The following is a 14,311-nucleotide window of genomic DNA, read 5'->3' on the forward strand; positions in this document are numbered from 1 at the left end:
CTGTCCGCTCCCGCATTCCGCATTCATGAGACATCACCATGACCACTGACCTGAGCATTGCCCACGGCGCCACCGATGTGCCATTGATCGAACAGACCATCGGCGATTTCTTCGACGACATGGTTGCGAAGCAGCCGGATCGGGAGGCGCTGGTGAGTCGCCATGAAGGCAAGCGCTTCACGTACCGTGAATTGCAGACCGAGTCGAATCGGCTCGCGAGCGCATTGCTGAACCTGGGCCTCAAGCCCGGCGACCGCATCGGCATCTGGTCGCACAACAACGCGCCCTGGGTGCTGATGCAGATCGCGACCGCCAAGGTTGGCCTGGTCCTGGTCAACATCAATCCGGCGTATCGCACTTCGGAAGTCGAATACGCGCTCAACAAGGTCGGCTGCAAGGCGCTGGTGTCGATGTCGCAGTTCAAGACCAGCGACTACCTTGGCATGCTGCGCGAACTCGGGCCGGCCAAGCTGCCGTCGCTGCAGCACATCGTCTGGATCGACAAGCCGGGCGAGGGCGTGAAGGAGGGCATGCAACGCTTCACCGACCTGCTCGCGAGCGGCGACCCGGCCGATGCGCGCATCGCGGAGATCGGCAAGACCCTGAAGGCGAACGACGCGGTAAACATCCAGTTCACCAGCGGCACCACCGGCTTCCCGAAGGGCGCGACGCTGACGCATCGCAACATCCTCAACAACGGCTTCTTCATCGGCGAATGCATGAAGCTGACGCCGGAAGACAGGCTCTGCATCCCGGTGCCGCTGTACCACTGCTTCGGCATGGTGCTGGGCAACCTGGCCTGCCTCACGCACGGCTCGGCCATCGTGTATCCGAACGACGGCTTCGACCCGATCACGGTGCTGGAAACGGTGCAGGCCGAGAAGTGCACCGGCCTGCACGGGGTCCCGACCATGTTCATCGCCGAGCTGGACCATCCACGCTTCAAGGAGTTCGACCTGTCGAGCCTGCGCACCGGCATCATGGCCGGCTCGCCGTGCCCGACCGAGGTGATGAAGCGCGTGGTCGAGCAGATGCACCTGCGCGAGATCACCATCGCCTACGGCATGACCGAGACCAGCCCGGTGAGCTGCCAGAGCAGCACCGACACGCCGCTGGACAAGCGCGTCTCCACCGTCGGCACGGTCCAGCCGCACCTCGACATCAAGATCGTCGACCCCGCCACCGGCGCGGTGGTGAAGCGCGGCGAGTCGGGCGAGTTCTGCACGCGCGGCTATTCGGTGATGCTGGGCTACTGGGAAGACGAAGCCAAGACGCGCGAGGCCATCGACGCCGAGGACTGGATGCACACCGGCGACCTGGCCACGATGGACGCCGAGGGCTACGTCAACATCGTCGGCCGCATCAAGGACCTGGTGATCCGTGGCGGGGAGAACATCTACCCGCGCGAGATCGAGGAATTCCTCTACCGCCATCCCAAGGTGCAGGACGTGCAGGTCGTCGGCCTGCCCGACAAGAAGTACGGCGAGGAGCTCTGCGCCTGGATCATCTCCAAGCCCGGCCAGACCGTGAGCGAAGACGAAGTGCGCGACTTCTGCAAGGGCCAGATCGCGCACTACAAGGTGCCGAAGTACATCAAGTTCGTGCCCGAGTTCCCGATGACCGTGACCGGCAAGATCCAGAAGTTCAAGATCCGCGATGCGATGAAGGATGAGCTGGGGTTGAACGAGGAGAAGACGGCATGACCCGGTCTTCTTCCCTCTCCCTTTGGGAGAGGGTCAGGGTGAGGGCAAGCGGCCTTCACGATCGCCGCACCTTTGCCACCGCCCAAGCCCTCACCCCAGCCCTCTCCCAAAGGGAGAGGGAGGAACACAAACAATGAGCAAACTCGAATCCAAACTCAACCCCCGCTCGGCCGACTTCCAGGCCAATGCCGCTGCGATGCGGGCACTGGTCGATGACCTGCACAAGCAGTTCGCCAAGGTCGAGGCGGGCGGTGGCGAGGCCGCGCGGGCCAAGCACACGGCCCGCGGCAAGCTCCTGCCGCGCGACCGCGTGGCCGAGTTGCTCGACCCCGGCACGCCCTTCCTGGAGATCGCGCCGCTGGCCGCGCATGCGATGTACCTCGATGGCAAGGGCGTGGAATCGGCGCCGGGCGCGGGCATCATCGCGGGCATCGGCCGCGTGAGCGGTGTCGACTGCATGATCGTCTGCAACGACGCGACGGTGAAGGGCGGCACCTACTACCCGATGACGGTGAAGAAGCACCTGCGCGCGCAGGAGATCGCCGAGCAGAACCGCCTGCCCTGCATCTACCTGGTCGACTCGGGTGGCGCCAACCTGCCAAACCAGGACGAGGTATTCCCGGACCGCGAGCACTTCGGCCGCATCTTCTACAACCAGGCCAACATGAGCGCCCAGGGTATCCCGCAGATCGCCGTGGTCATGGGCTCCTGCACGGCGGGTGGCGCGTACGTGCCGGCGATGAGCGACGAGTCGATCATCGTGAAGAACCAGGGCACGATTTTCCTGGGCGGCCCGCCACTGGTGAAGGCGGCCACGGGTGAAGTCGTGACGGCCGAGGACCTCGGCGGCGGCGACGTGCACACGCGCCTGTCGGGCGTGGTCGACCACCTCGCGCAGAACGACCTGCATGCATTGGCCCTCGCACGCTCGGCCATCGCCAACATCAACCGCAAGGATGCGACCGATGCGCCACATCCGGGCGTGGCCGCACCCGACTTCCCGCGCGAAGAGTTGTACGGCGTGATCCCCACCGACACGCGCAAGCCCTTCGACGTGCGCGAGATCATCGCCCGCATCGTCGACGCCAGCGAGTTCCATGAGTTCAAGGCCCGCTTCGGCGCCACGCTGGTCTGCGGCTTTGCCGAGATCGAAGGCATGCCGGTCGGCATCATCGCCAACAACGGCATCCTTTTCAGTGAGTCGGCGCAGAAGGGCGCGCACTTCATCGAGCTGTGCTGCCAGCGCAAGATCCCGCTGGTGTTCCTGCAGAACATCACCGGCTTCATGGTCGGGCGAAAGTACGAGAACGAAGGCATTGCGCGTCATGGCGCCAAGATGGTGACGGCGGTGGCCACGGCCAACGTGCCGAAGTTCACCATCATCATCGGCGGCAGCTTCGGCGCCGGCAACTACGGCATGTGCGGCCGTGCCTACTCGCCGCGCTTCCTCTGGATGTGGCCGAACGCGCGCATCAGCGTGATGGGCGGCGAGCAGGCAGCGAGCGTGCTGGCCACGGTCAAGCGCGATGGCATCGAATTGAAGGGCGGCGCCTGGAGCAAGGAAGAGGAAGAAGCCTTCAAGGCGCCGATCCGCCAGCAATACGAAGACCAGGGTCATCCGTACTACGCGACGGCACGCCTCTGGGATGACGGCATCATCGACCCGGCCGACACGCGCCGCGTGCTGGCGCTGGGCCTGTCGGCTGCGCGCAATGCGCCGATCCCGGAGCCGAAGTTCGGCGTGTTCCGCATGTGATGTGAACCCCATCGGGAGATCGCCATGCAACTCCAGAAGTACTTTGCCTCGCTCGCGCGTTATCACGCATGGGCCACGGCGCGTCTGCTCGAATCGAACCTCGCGCCGATCAGCGACGACGAGTGGCATCGGCCCAGCGGCCTGTACTTCGGCTCGGTGCATCGCACGGTCAACCACCTGCTGGTGACCGACAACATCTGGTACGCGCGATTTGCCGAGAACCATTCGCTGCGCCTGCCGCTGGATACCGAACTGCATGCAGATCGCGCATCGGTGATTGCCGCATTGAGCGCCGCGGTCGGCCGCTGGTCGCCCTGGCTCGCCACGCTGGATGCCTCACGCTTCGAAGGCGAACTGGTCTACACACGCAACAACGGCGAGACGGTGCACATCCCCTTCGCGCCCGCGCTCGGCCACGCTTTCAACCACGCGACCCATCACCGCGGCCAGCTTTCGGCCGCACTCACGGCCATGGGCCGGCCCGGACCTGAACTCGACTGGGTCTACCTGCTGCAACAAAAGACACGCGCCTCATGACGACGACCGCAACACCCGCTTCTTTCACCACGCTCGAAGTCCAGGCCGAAGGCCCGGTCGCGCGCATCTGGCTCAACCGGCCTGAGCTGCGCAATGCCTTCGACGAAGTCGTCATTGCCGAACTGAGCGCGGCCTTCGCGTCGGTGGCGGCGATGGCGCCCGTGCGCGTGATCGTCCTCGGCGCACGCGGCCCCGCGTTCTGCGCCGGCGCCAACCTCAACTGGATGCGCCGCGCCGCGGACTTCACGCGCGAGCAGAACATCGCCGATGCCGGCGGCCTGGCCCGCATGCTGCGCGCGATCCACGAGTGCCCCAAGCCGGTGGTCGCGCGCGTGCAGGGCGACGTGTATGCCGGCGGCATGGGACTGGTCGCGGCCTGCGACATGGCGGTGAGTGTCGACACGGCCTGGTACTGCCTCAGCGAAGTCAAGATCGGCCTCATCCCCGCGACCATCAGCCCCTATGTGCTGCGCGCGATGGGCACGCGCGCGGCGCAACGCTACTTCCTCACGGCGGAGCGCTTCAGCGCGGCCGAGGCGCATCGCATCGGTCTCGTGCACGAGGTCGTCGCCGCCGATGCGCTGGATGCCAAGGTCGATGAGATCGTCAAGGCGCTGTGCAATGCCAGCCCCGCGGCCGTGCGTGCCTGCAAGGCGCTGATCGCCGATGTGGCCGGCCGCGAGATCGACGACGCGCTGATCGCGCAGACCGTGGATGGCATTGCCGACATCCGTGCCAGCGAAGAGGGCCGCGAGGGCGTGCAGTCCTTCCTCCAGAAGCGCAAGCCAAGTTGGTTGACGTGACCTCCCTCGACATGCCCCAACTGCTTGCCCTGGCCGGCGCGATCGGCTGGGCCAGCGGCGTGCGCCTCTACCTGGTCGTCTTGCTGGTGGGGCTGGCCGGCTTCTTCGGCTGGATGCCCTTGCCCGGTGGCTTGCAGGTGCTGGCCCATCCGGTGGTGCTGGCGGCCAGCGGCTTCATGGTCTTCGTCGAGTTCTTCGCCGACAAGATCCCCGGCCTCGATTCGCTCTGGGACATGGTGCATACCGTGATCCGCGTGCCGGCCGGCGCGGCGCTCGCGGCCGGCGTCTTCGGCGCGGACAACGGCACGATGGCGCTGGTCGCCGCGTTGCTCGGTGGCGGACTTGCGGCGACGGCGCACACGGCCAAGGCGACCACGCGAGCCGCCATCAACACCTCGCCGGAGCCGTTCAGCAACGTGGGCGCCTCGCTGGTGGAAGACAGCATGGTGCCGGCCAGCCTCTGGCTCGCCGTGGCGCACCCGGTGGTGTTCTTCATCGTGTTCGCGATCGTGCTGGTGCTTAGCGTGTGGCTCATCCGCAAGAGCTGGCGCTTCCTGCGCGGGCTCGTCGGGCGCGTGCGAAAGATCTTCAGCGGCAAGCCCGACCCGGGCGTGACGCCGGCATTCCAACTCAAGAAACCCTCCTCGGAAGACAAGTCCCATGTTTAAGAAGATTCTGATTGCGAACCGCGGAGAGATCGCCTGCCGTGTTGCCGCTACCGCACGCCGCATGGCCATCCGCACCGTGGCCGTGTATTCCGATGCCGACGCGCATGCCAACCATGTGCGCGCCTGCGACGAGTCGGTGTATCTCGGCGGCAGTGCGCCGAAGGACAGCTACCTGCGCTGGGAAAAGATCCTCGAGGCCGCCAAGGCGACCGGCGCAGAAGCCATCCACCCTGGCTACGGCTTCCTCAGCGAGAACGAGGAGTTCGCGCAAGCCTGCGCCGACGCGGGCCTTGTCTTCATCGGCCCGCCGCCCTCGGCCATCAAGGCGATGGGCCTCAAGGCCGAGTCCAAGCAACTCATGGAAAGGGCCGGCGTGCCGCTGGTGCCTGGCTACCACGGCAGCGAGCAGGACCCGGCGTTGCTGCAGCGCGAGGCCGACCGCATCGGTTACCCGGTGCTCATCAAGGCCAGTGCCGGCGGCGGTGGCAAGGGCATGCGTGCGGTCGACAAGTCGGAAGACTTCGCCGCCGCGCTCGCTTCCTGCCAGCGCGAGGCGATCAACAGCTTCGGCGATGACGCGGTGCTGATCGAGAAGTACGTGCAACGCCCGCGCCACATCGAGATCCAGGTGTTCGGCGATACCCACGGCAATTGCGTCTACCTGTTCGAGCGGGATTGCTCGGTGCAGCGGCGCCACCAGAAGGTGCTGGAGGAAGCCCCCGCGCCTGGCATGACCGAGGCGATGCGCGCGGAGATGGGCGCGGCGGCCGTTGCGGCGGCGAAGGCGGTGAACTACGTCGGTGCCGGCACCGTGGAGTTCATCGTCGAGCAGCGCGACGGCGGCGCGATGAACTTCTTCTTCATGGAGATGAACACGCGCCTGCAAGTGGAGCATCCGGTGACCGAAGCCATCACCGGCCTCGACCTCGTCGAATGGCAACTGCGCGTGGCATCCGGCGAGCCCCTGCCGCTGAAGCAGGAGCAACTCCAGATCCACGGCCATGCCATCGAGGCGCGCATCTGCGCCGAGAACCCCGACAACAACTTCCTGCCCGCCACCGGCACGCTGCACGTCTACCGCAAGCCGCAGGCGACGGCCTTCCAGCGCAGCCGCGTGCGCATCGACGACGGCGTGCGCGAGGGCGGCGAGATCTCGCCCTTCTACGACTCGATGATCGCCAAGCTCATCGTGCACGGCAGCACGCGGGCCGAGGCGCTGGCGCGGCTCGATGCGGCGCTGGCCCAGGTGCACATCGTCGGTGTGTCGACCAACGTGCAGTTCCTTCGCGGCATCATCGCCACCGATTCCTTTGCCAATGCCAACCTCGACACCGCGCTGATCGAGCGCGAGCGCGCCGTGCTGTTCGACCGCGAGCCGCTCGGCCTGCCGCTCGCGGCTGCGGCAGCCATCGCGCGCCAGTGCATCACCGAATGGCCGGCCGCCATGCCCGAGCCCTTTGCGCGCCGCGATGGCTTCCGTGCGCTCGGCGAATACAAGCGCCGCTTCGACTTCGAATTCCGCGGCGAGCCCGCGTCGGCCACGCTGACCTACCAGCGCGACGGCGGCTTCGCGCTCGAGGCCGGCGGCGTCTCCGGACCGCTGGTCGTGGGCCAGTTCCCCTCCGGCGAATTCGAGGTCGAGTTCAACGGTGGCCGCCACACGCTGAACGTCTACGAGCGCGACGGCACTTCGCACGTCTTCGCTGCGCAAGGTGCCACGAAGATCCTCGCGGTCGACCGCCTCGCGCATGCCGGCGATACGCAGGCCGAAGGCGGCCGGCTCACCGCACCGATGCCGGGCAAGGTCGTCTCCTTCGCGGTCAAGGCCGGCGACAAGGTCAGCAAGGGCCAGCCACTGGCGGTGATGGAGGCGATGAAGATGGAGCACACCATCGCCGCGCCAGCCGACGGCACGGTGGAGGAACTGATGTTCGCGCCGGGCGACCAGGTGGCGGAGGGGAATGAATTGCTGCGCATCGCGGCCGGCGCCTGATTGAGTAAGCTCGATCGATGCGCATCACCGTCTGCCTCACCGACAACAACCGCCCCGAACCCTGGGTCGCCGGCCTGCAAGCCGAACTGCCCCATGCCGACATCTCGCCCTGGTCACCGGGCGACGTGCCAGCCGACCACGCGGTGGTGTGGGCGCCGCCGCAGGAGTTCCTCGACGAGCAGCAACAGTTGCGTGGCCTGTTCAACATCGGCGCGGGTGTCGACGCGTTGCTCAAGCTCAATCTGCCGCCGCAGACGCGCATCGTGCGGCTCGACGATGCGGGCATGTCGGTGCAGATGGCCGAGTACGTCTGCCATGCGCTGATCCGCCATTTCCGCGAGTTCGATGTTTATGAAGCCGATGCGCGCGAAGGCCGCTGGAGCTACCGCCGTCCGCGCGAGCGCAAGGACTTCACGGTCGGCGTGATGGGCCTCGGCGTGCTGGGCGAGCGCGTGGGCAAGGCGATCGGGCAGTTCGAGTTTCCGGTGACGGGCTGGAGCCGTTCGCCGAAGCAGATCGATGGCATCCGGTGCTTCTCCGGCGAGGCGGGCTTCGACGATTTCCTGGCCGCGAGTCGCGTGCTCGTCTGCCTGCTTCCGCTCACGGCGCAGACGCGCGGCATCCTGTGCCGAGACAACCTGCTGAAGCTCAACGGCGGCAAGCCGGGCGGCTACATCATCAACGTCGCACGCGGCGCCCATCTGGTCGAGGACGACCTGATCCCGCTGCTCGATGCCGGCCAGCTTGCCGGTGCGACGCTCGACGTGTTCACCGCCGAACCGCTCGCGCCCGAGCATCCGTTCTGGCGCCATCCGAAGATCACCGTCACGCCGCATGCCTCGGCGCGCACGCTGCGCGAGGAGTCCATCGCCCAGATCGCCGGCAAGATCCGCGCGCTGGAAGCCGGCGCGGCATTCGATGCGCTGCCGGGCGTGGTGGATCCTCGGCGCGGCTATTGATCGCGTGCGCTTCATGAGATTTCCTGCCCCCGCGATATTGGCTTTCTCCCGTGGCGAGCGGCCGGCTTGCGCTTTGCGCGTAGGGTGATCCCGGCGAACGCCCCTCCTTGAAACGAGACCCATCATGAAACTCCCCACCCACGTCAAGATCGTCGATGTCGGCCCGCGCGACGGCCTGCAGAACGAGAAGCAACCCGTCCCCGCCGACGTGAAGATCGGCCTGGTGCACCGCCTGCAGGATGCGGGCCTGCGCGAGATCGAGGTGACCAGCTTCGTCAGCCCGAAGTGGGTGCCGCAGATGGCCGACAACGCCGAGGTGATGCACGGCATCACGCGCAAGGCCGGCGTGCGCTACTCGGTGCTCACGCCGAACATGAAGGGCTTCGAGGCGGCCATCGCGGCGCCGCGCGAGGAGTGGCCCGACGAGATCGTGGTGTTCGGCGCCGCCAGCGAGGCTTTCAGTCAGAAGAACATCAACTGCTCGATCGCCGAGAGCATCGAACGCTTCGCACCCGTGGTGGCCGCCGCGCGCGACAAGGGCATCTACGTGCGCGGGGCGATGTCGTGCACTGTCGGCTGCCCGTATGAAGGCGAGATCGCGCCCGAGGCCGTGGGCCGGCTTGCGAAGCTGATGAAGGACATCGGCGTGCAGCACGTCGGCGTGGCGGACACCATCGGCGTCGGCACGCCGGTGAAGGTGCAGCGCGCCATCGAGGCCACGCTGGCGCACTACGGCATCGACGACGTCTCCGGCCACTACCACGACACCTATGGCCAGGCGCTGGGCAACACGCTGGCCAGCCTGGAGATGGGCGTGTGGCAGTACGACACCTCCTCGGCCGGGCTCGGCGGCTGCCCGTATGCCAAGGGCGCGACCGGCAATGTCGCGACGGAAGACGTGGTCTACATGCTGCAAGGCATGGGCATCGAGACCGGCATCGACCTGGACAAGCTCATCGACGCGGGCGTGTACATCAGCCAGGCACTGGGGCGCGAGCCGAACTCGCGGGCGTCGAAGGCGATTCGCACGAAGCGCGCGGGGTGAGGCGGGAAATCATGTGCGGCTCTGAACTTCTTTCCCTGCCCGAGGGCGTCCAGCGTGTCGCGCGCGCATTGCAGGCCGCCGGCCATCCGCATGCGCCGCAAATGCTCGACGATGCGGCGCGCACCGCGCAGCAGGCGGCCGACGCGCTCGGCATCGCGGTCGGGCAGATCGCCAAGAGCATCATCTTCCGCCGCAAGAGCGACGAGTCGGCGGTGCTGGTCATCACCTCGGGCGACAAGCGCGTGGACGAGAAGAAGGTGGATGCCATCGTCGGCAAGACCGGCCGCGCCGACGCCGATTTCGTCAAGCTGAAGACGGGCTTCTCGATCGGCGGCGTGTCGCCCTTCGCGCATGCCACGCCGGCCGTCACGCTGATCGATCGCGAACTGTTCCGCTTCGACGAGATCTGGGCTGCCGCGGGCCATCCGCATGCGGTCGTGCGCCTGGCGCCGCAGGACCTCGAACGCCTGACCGGCGCGCCCGTCGCGGACGTGGTGTGAGCGCTTCGGGCCAGATGCCGATGCCTGAAGCCTCGGCCTCGATGCGCGACGACGACGCCTTCGATGCGCTGGCGGCGCAGGCCCTCGCGGCGCGCGTGGCCGAAGCGATCGGCGAGGAGCCGGTGCCTTCGCCCTGCCTCTCGGTCTGCCGCATCCATGACGGCAGCGGTCTCTGCCTGGGCTGCTTTCGCACGCTCCGCGAAATCGCGCAATGGAGCCGCATGGACGACGCCGGCAAGCGTCAGGTCTGGGTTCGCCTCGCGCAACGCATCGACGAATCAACCGCATCGCCATGAAGCACATCGATTTCTACCTGGACTTCATCTCGCCCTATGCCTACCTCGCCTTCGAGCATCTGCCGAAGGCGCTGGAGGGCCTGAGTTACAGCGTGGCGTACAAGCCCGTGCTGTTCGGCGCCGTGCTCAAGCATCACGGCCAGTTGGGGCCGGCCGAGATTCCGGCCAAGCGCGAATGGACCTACCGGCAGGTGCTGTGGCTCGGGCACGTGCATGGCATCCAGATCGAGATGCCGGCCACGCATCCGTTCAATCCGCTGGCGCATTTGCGGCTCGCGCTCGCCACGTCGCCGGATGGAAACGTCAGCCGCTATGTGGCCGAGACGATCTTTCGCGAGGTGTGGCGCGGAGGCAAGGAGGCAGGCGATGCCCGGCGGCTGGAAGACTTGGCCGCGCGCCTGGAATTGCGCCGAGAGCCAGGCGGCGATGCGGTCAAGGCGCAACTCAAGGCCAACACCGACGAAGCGCTCGCGCGGGGCGTCTTCGGCGTGCCGGCCTATGCGGTCGATGACCGTGTGATCTGGGGATTCGACAGCCTGGCGATGCTGCGCGCGGCGCTGCTGGACGACCCCTGGTTCGACAGCCCGCAATGGCAGGGCGCGGCGCAGCGGCCCGGCTTGCAGCGTCCCCGTTCCTGACACGGAAAAAGCGCAGAACCGCACCATATGGCGGTTTTTCCCAGTGCTTATTTCCGCATCATGAAATCCATCCGAGGGGTTTCACCCTAGTTTGTAAGCATCTGTCAGTTTCGCGAAAGTCTCGGGTCAGTCCCCAGGCGAAGAATTCGGCACGGTCCCGATCGGGGTCGCATGTTTTTCTTCAGGAGACGACGCAATGGCAGCAACACTGGATTCCAGGGGGGTGCCGCACGCGGCACCCCGACCGATGTCCGCAGAGGAAAAGAAGGTCATCTTCGCGTCCTCGCTAGGCACCGTGTTCGAGTGGTACGACTTCTACCTCTACGGTTCGCTGGCAGCCATCATTGCCAAGCAGTTCTTCAGCGGCCTGGACCCTGCGGCCGGCTTCATCTTCGCGCTGCTGGCCTTTGCCGCGGGCTTCCTGGTGCGTCCGTTCGGCGCCATCGTGTTCGGCCGCCTGGGCGACATGATCGGCCGCAAGTACACCTTCCTGGTCACCATCCTGATCATGGGCCTGTCGACCTTCATCGTCGGCCTGCTGCCCAGCTACGCCACCATCGGCGTGGCCGCGCCGGTCATCCTGATCGCGCTGCGCATGCTGCAAGGCCTGGCGCTCGGCGGTGAATACGGCGGTGCCGCGACCTACGTGGCGGAGCACGCGCCTCACGGCAAGCGCGGCGCCTACACCTCGTGGATCCAGACCACGGCCACGCTCGGCCTGTTCCTGAGCCTGATCGTGATCCTGGGTGTGCGCGAAGTCATGGGCACGGACGCATTCAACGACTGGGGCTGGCGCATTCCGTTCCTGGTCTCGGTGCTGCTGCTCGCGATCTCGGTGTGGATCCGCCTGTCGCTGTCAGAATCGCCTGCGTTCCAGCGCATGAAGGCCGAGGGCAAGACCTCCAAGGCGCCGCTGTCCGAATCCTTCGGCCAATGGAAGAACCTGAAGATCGTGATCCTGGCGCTCGTCGGCCTGACCGCCGGCCAGGCCGTGGTCTGGTACTCGGGCCAGTTCTATGCGCTGTTCTTCCTGACAGCCCAGCTCAAGGTGGACGTGACCACGGCCAACCTGATGATCGCTGCGGCGCTGCTGCTCGGTACGCCCTTCTTCATCGTGTTCGGCACGCTGTCCGACAAGATCGGCCGCAAGCCGATCATCATGGCCGGTTGCCTGCTGGCCGCGGTCACCTACTTCCCGGTCTTCAAGATGCTGACCGAAGCCGCCAACCCCGACCTGGCCAAGGCGCAAGCCACCGCTGGCGTGGTCGTCACGGCCGACCCGGCCACCTGCTCGTTCCAGGGCAACCCGGTGGCCCGCGAGATCGACTTCAAGAGCTCCTGCGACATTGCCAAGCGCTTCCTGGTGCAGAACTCGGTGAGCTATGAAAACGTGGCCGGCGCACCAGGCTCCAAGGCGATCGTGAAGATCGGCGACAAGACCGTGGAAGCACCGGTCGGCAACGTGGTGAACCTCAAGTTCGACGAAGCGTCCGCCAAGGAAATCGCCGGCTTCAAGAAGGCCATGGCCGAAGACCTGAAGGTCGCCGGCTACCCGAGCAAGGCCGACCCGGCCAAGATGAACAAGTTCATGACCGTGGCCCTGCTGTTCTGGCTGGTGCTGCTGGTGACGATGGTCTACGGCCCGATCGCCGCCATGCTGGTGGAACTGTTCCCGACCCGCATCCGCTACACCTCGATGAGCCTGCCGTACCACATCGGCAACGGCTGGTTCGGCGGCCTGCTGCCGACCACCGCCTTCGCCATCGTGGCCAGCACCGGCAACATGTACAACGGCCTCTGGTACCCGATCATCATCGCGGGCATCACGCTCGTGATCGGCACCTTGTTCATCAAGGAAACCAAGGACGTGGACATCTACGCGAACGACTGATCTTGACGGAGGGCTCACGCCCTCTGCTCAACAAAGAGGCTTCATGCCGCGCTGCGGATGAGGCCTTTTTCTTGAGCAACGCTTTTTCAGGAGGACTCAATCATGTGGAAACTCATCGTCGGCTTCGTCATCTTTGCCGCCGTCTCGCTGTTCGTGATCATGAAGGGCGGCGACAAGCTCGACCTGTCGGGCGAGAAGCACGGCGGCGAGAGCGCCACGCATGCGCCGGAGCCTGCGAAGGCTGGCAGCGAACCGAAGTAGGCGCCGGATCGAAAAAGGCCTCACCCGCCTGCGGGGGTGAGGCCTTGATGTTGCTGCGCCGGGGGCGTGGCGCGCGGGTGACCTACTGCGTCGCTTCCCGCTTGGGCAGGCGCCATCCCTTGCGCGGGAAATGGCAGGTGTAGCCGTCGGGCAGGCGCTCCAGGTAGTCCTGGTGCTCGGGCTCGGCTTGCCAGAAGGTCGGCGCGGGCGTCACTTCCGTCACCACCTTGCCGGGCCACAGGCCCGATGCATCGACGTCCCGGATGGTGTCTTGCGCCACGGCCTTCTGCGCCTCGCTGGTGAAGAAGATGGCCGAGCGGTAGCTGGTGCCGACGTCGTTGCCCTGGCGATTTCTTGTGCTCGGATCGTGGATCTGGAAGAAGAACTCCAGCAGTTCACGGTAGCTGATCGTCTCGTTGTCGAAAACAATCTCGATGCCCTCGGCATGCCCCGGATGGTTGCGGTAGGTGGGGTGATCGTTGCTGCCACCCACATAGCCCACGCGCGTCGCTTTCACGCCGGGGAGCTTGCGGATGAGGTCTTGCATTCCCCAGAAGCAGCCACCGGCCAGCACTGCGGTTTCGGTTGTCATTTGAAGCTTCCTTTGCCTAGAGTTGAGGGATGTATTCGCCGTAGCCTGCCGCTTCCATTTCCGCCTCCGGAATGAAGCGCAGCGAGGCCGAGTTGATGCAGTAGCGCAGGCCGCCGAGCGCCTTGGGTCCGTCGTCGAAGACATGGCCCAGGTGGCTGTCGCCATGCGTCGAACGCACCTCGGTGCGGATCATGCCGTGGCTGCGATCCTTGATCTCGTTGACGTTCTCGTCGACGACCGTCTTCGCGAATGCCGGCCATCCGCAGCCGGAATTGAACTTGTCACGCGATGAAAACAGCGGCTCGCCGGAGACGATGTCGACGTAGAGGCCGCGTTCGAAGTGTTCGTCGTATTCGCCGGTGAAGGGCCGTTCCGTGCCGCTTTCCTGCGTCACGCGGCGTTGCTCCGGGGTGAGGCGGGCAATGGCCTCGGCGGTTTTCTCGTACTTGATTGCCATGGGGGCTCCGCAAGGTTGGATGAGCACCCTACATGGTGCCGCGCGGCTGAATATCCAGATGTCGCGAAACCCCGTCGCGGAACCCGGATATGCGCTCCGGTGCTTAGAACTTATCCGTAAATTATGTTGACGTCGGCAGGTACCTTGCGGAAGGCAATGATGGCAGCGGCAAGGTGGTTGAGGGCGACAAAGCTGCGCTCGAGTTTCTCGTA

At 65.9% G+C, this 14,311-nt stretch carries 15 protein-coding genes and 1 pseudogene; 13 read left to right on the forward strand and 3 right to left on the reverse strand.

Features of this window, described 5'->3' with window-relative positions:
* The first annotated feature begins 38 nt into the window (after positions 1-38).
* The 13 genes from WKW79_RS32690 to WKW79_RS32750 all read left to right on the forward strand — a co-directional run bounded on the left by WKW79_RS32690 (position 39) and on the right by WKW79_RS32750 (position 13,050).
* Positions 39-1,703, forward strand: a complete 1,665-nt coding sequence (locus tag WKW79_RS32690) for an AMP-binding protein (protein ID WP_340339404.1) — start codon at positions 39-41, stop codon at positions 1,701-1,703.
* A gap of 133 nt (positions 1,704-1,836) precedes the next feature.
* On the forward strand, positions 1,837-3,459 hold the full coding sequence (locus WKW79_RS32695; RefSeq protein ID WP_340339405.1) for a carboxyl transferase domain-containing protein: 1,623 nt from the start codon (positions 1,837-1,839) through the stop codon (positions 3,457-3,459).
* Between the two features lie 24 nt (positions 3,460-3,483).
* The gene (locus WKW79_RS32700) at positions 3,484-3,996 is read left to right on the forward strand and encodes a DinB family protein (RefSeq protein WP_340339406.1); all 513 of its coding nucleotides are present in this window, start codon (positions 3,484-3,486) and stop codon (positions 3,994-3,996) included.
* Positions 3,993-4,799, forward strand: a complete 807-nt coding sequence (locus WKW79_RS32705) for an enoyl-CoA hydratase/isomerase family protein (RefSeq protein WP_340339407.1) — start codon at positions 3,993-3,995, stop codon at positions 4,797-4,799. Before WKW79_RS32700 ends, WKW79_RS32705 begins: the two co-directional genes overlap by 4 nt.
* Complete coding sequence (locus WKW79_RS32710) at positions 4,796-5,467, forward strand: DUF4126 domain-containing protein (RefSeq protein ID WP_340339408.1); 672 nt, start codon at positions 4,796-4,798, stop codon at positions 5,465-5,467. The genes WKW79_RS32705 and WKW79_RS32710 overlap by 4 nt, the downstream gene beginning before the upstream one ends.
* On the forward strand, positions 5,460-7,460 hold the full coding sequence (locus WKW79_RS32715) for an acetyl/propionyl/methylcrotonyl-CoA carboxylase subunit alpha (RefSeq protein WP_340339409.1): 2,001 nt from the start codon (positions 5,460-5,462) through the stop codon (positions 7,458-7,460). The genes WKW79_RS32710 and WKW79_RS32715 overlap by 8 nt, the downstream gene beginning before the upstream one ends.
* A gap of 17 nt (positions 7,461-7,477) precedes the next feature.
* On the forward strand, positions 7,478-8,419 hold the full coding sequence (locus WKW79_RS32720; RefSeq protein WP_340339410.1) for a 2-hydroxyacid dehydrogenase: 942 nt from the start codon (positions 7,478-7,480) through the stop codon (positions 8,417-8,419).
* A gap of 124 nt (positions 8,420-8,543) precedes the next feature.
* Positions 8,544-9,464, forward strand: a complete 921-nt coding sequence (locus WKW79_RS32725) for a hydroxymethylglutaryl-CoA lyase (RefSeq protein WP_340339411.1) — start codon at positions 8,544-8,546, stop codon at positions 9,462-9,464.
* An 11-nt stretch (positions 9,465-9,475) separates the two neighbouring features.
* On the forward strand, positions 9,476-9,964 hold the full coding sequence (locus tag WKW79_RS32730; protein ID WP_340339412.1) for a YbaK/EbsC family protein: 489 nt from the start codon (positions 9,476-9,478) through the stop codon (positions 9,962-9,964).
* The gene (locus tag WKW79_RS32735) at positions 9,961-10,260 is read left to right on the forward strand and encodes a DUF1289 domain-containing protein (RefSeq protein WP_340339413.1); all 300 of its coding nucleotides are present in this window, start codon (positions 9,961-9,963) and stop codon (positions 10,258-10,260) included. The genes WKW79_RS32730 and WKW79_RS32735 overlap by 4 nt, the downstream gene beginning before the upstream one ends.
* Positions 10,257-10,898: a 2-hydroxychromene-2-carboxylate isomerase gene (locus tag WKW79_RS32740; protein WP_340339414.1), complete on the forward strand. Its 642-nt coding sequence runs from the start codon at positions 10,257-10,259 to the stop codon at positions 10,896-10,898. The genes WKW79_RS32735 and WKW79_RS32740 overlap by 4 nt, the downstream gene beginning before the upstream one ends.
* A gap of 196 nt (positions 10,899-11,094) precedes the next feature.
* The gene (locus tag WKW79_RS32745) at positions 11,095-12,789 is read left to right on the forward strand and encodes an MFS transporter (protein ID WP_340339415.1); all 1,695 of its coding nucleotides are present in this window, start codon (positions 11,095-11,097) and stop codon (positions 12,787-12,789) included.
* 102 nt (positions 12,790-12,891) lie between these two features.
* Positions 12,892-13,050: a hypothetical protein gene (locus WKW79_RS32750; RefSeq protein WP_340339416.1), complete on the forward strand. Its 159-nt coding sequence runs from the start codon at positions 12,892-12,894 to the stop codon at positions 13,048-13,050.
* Between the two features lie 82 nt (positions 13,051-13,132).
* On the opposite strand, the gene msrA is transcribed toward WKW79_RS32750, so the two are convergent.
* From msrA to WKW79_RS32765, 3 genes and pseudogenes are all read right to left on the reverse strand, one after another.
* Entirely contained in the window at positions 13,133-13,642 is a 510-nt protein-coding gene (msrA, locus tag WKW79_RS32755) for a peptide-methionine (S)-S-oxide reductase MsrA (protein ID WP_340339417.1), read from the reverse strand.
* Positions 13,643-13,658: 16 nt separating this feature from the next.
* Positions 13,659-14,099 carry a peptide-methionine (R)-S-oxide reductase MsrB gene (gene msrB, locus WKW79_RS32760; protein WP_479694200.1) on the reverse strand — a complete coding sequence of 147 codons (441 nt, stop codon included), beginning with the start codon at positions 14,097-14,099 and terminating at the stop codon, positions 13,659-13,661.
* A 110-nt stretch (positions 14,100-14,209) separates the two neighbouring features.
* A pseudogene (locus WKW79_RS32765) lies at positions 14,210-14,311 on the reverse strand (IS5/IS1182 family transposase); the annotation flags it as partial.

This window comes from Variovorax robiniae, assembly GCF_037889955.1.
GTDB lineage: Bacteria > Pseudomonadota > Gammaproteobacteria > Burkholderiales > Burkholderiaceae_C > Variovorax > Variovorax robiniae.

Excerpts from the sequence above, each read along its gene's own strand:
- WKW79_RS32690 (WP_340339404.1), top strand. The coding sequence starts at position 39 with ATGACCACTGACCTGAGCATTGCCCACGGCGCCACCGATGTGCCATTG.
- WKW79_RS32695 (WP_340339405.1), top strand. The coding sequence starts at position 1,837 with ATGAGCAAACTCGAATCCAAACTCAACCCCCGCTCGGCCGACTTCCAG.
- WKW79_RS32700 (WP_340339406.1), top strand. The coding sequence starts at position 3,484 with ATGCAACTCCAGAAGTACTTTGCCTCGCTCGCGCGTTATCACGCATGG.
- WKW79_RS32705 (WP_340339407.1), top strand. The coding sequence starts at position 3,993 with ATGACGACGACCGCAACACCCGCTTCTTTCACCACGCTCGAAGTCCAG.
- WKW79_RS32715 (WP_340339409.1), top strand. The coding sequence starts at position 5,460 with ATGTTTAAGAAGATTCTGATTGCGAACCGCGGAGAGATCGCCTGCCGT.
- WKW79_RS32720 (WP_340339410.1), top strand. The coding sequence starts at position 7,478 with ATGCGCATCACCGTCTGCCTCACCGACAACAACCGCCCCGAACCCTGG.
- WKW79_RS32725 (WP_340339411.1), top strand. The coding sequence starts at position 8,544 with ATGAAACTCCCCACCCACGTCAAGATCGTCGATGTCGGCCCGCGCGAC.
- WKW79_RS32730 (WP_340339412.1), top strand. The coding sequence starts at position 9,476 with ATGTGCGGCTCTGAACTTCTTTCCCTGCCCGAGGGCGTCCAGCGTGTC.
- WKW79_RS32740 (WP_340339414.1), top strand. The coding sequence starts at position 10,257 with ATGAAGCACATCGATTTCTACCTGGACTTCATCTCGCCCTATGCCTAC.
- WKW79_RS32745 (WP_340339415.1), top strand. The coding sequence starts at position 11,095 with ATGGCAGCAACACTGGATTCCAGGGGGGTGCCGCACGCGGCACCCCGA.
- WKW79_RS32750 (WP_340339416.1), top strand. The coding sequence starts at position 12,892 with ATGTGGAAACTCATCGTCGGCTTCGTCATCTTTGCCGCCGTCTCGCTG.
- msrA (WP_340339417.1), bottom strand. The coding sequence starts at position 13,642 with ATGACAACCGAAACCGCAGTGCTGGCCGGTGGCTGCTTCTGGGGAATG.
- msrB (WP_479694200.1), bottom strand. The coding sequence starts at position 14,099 with ATGGCAATCAAGTACGAGAAAACCGCCGAGGCCATTGCCCGCCTCACC.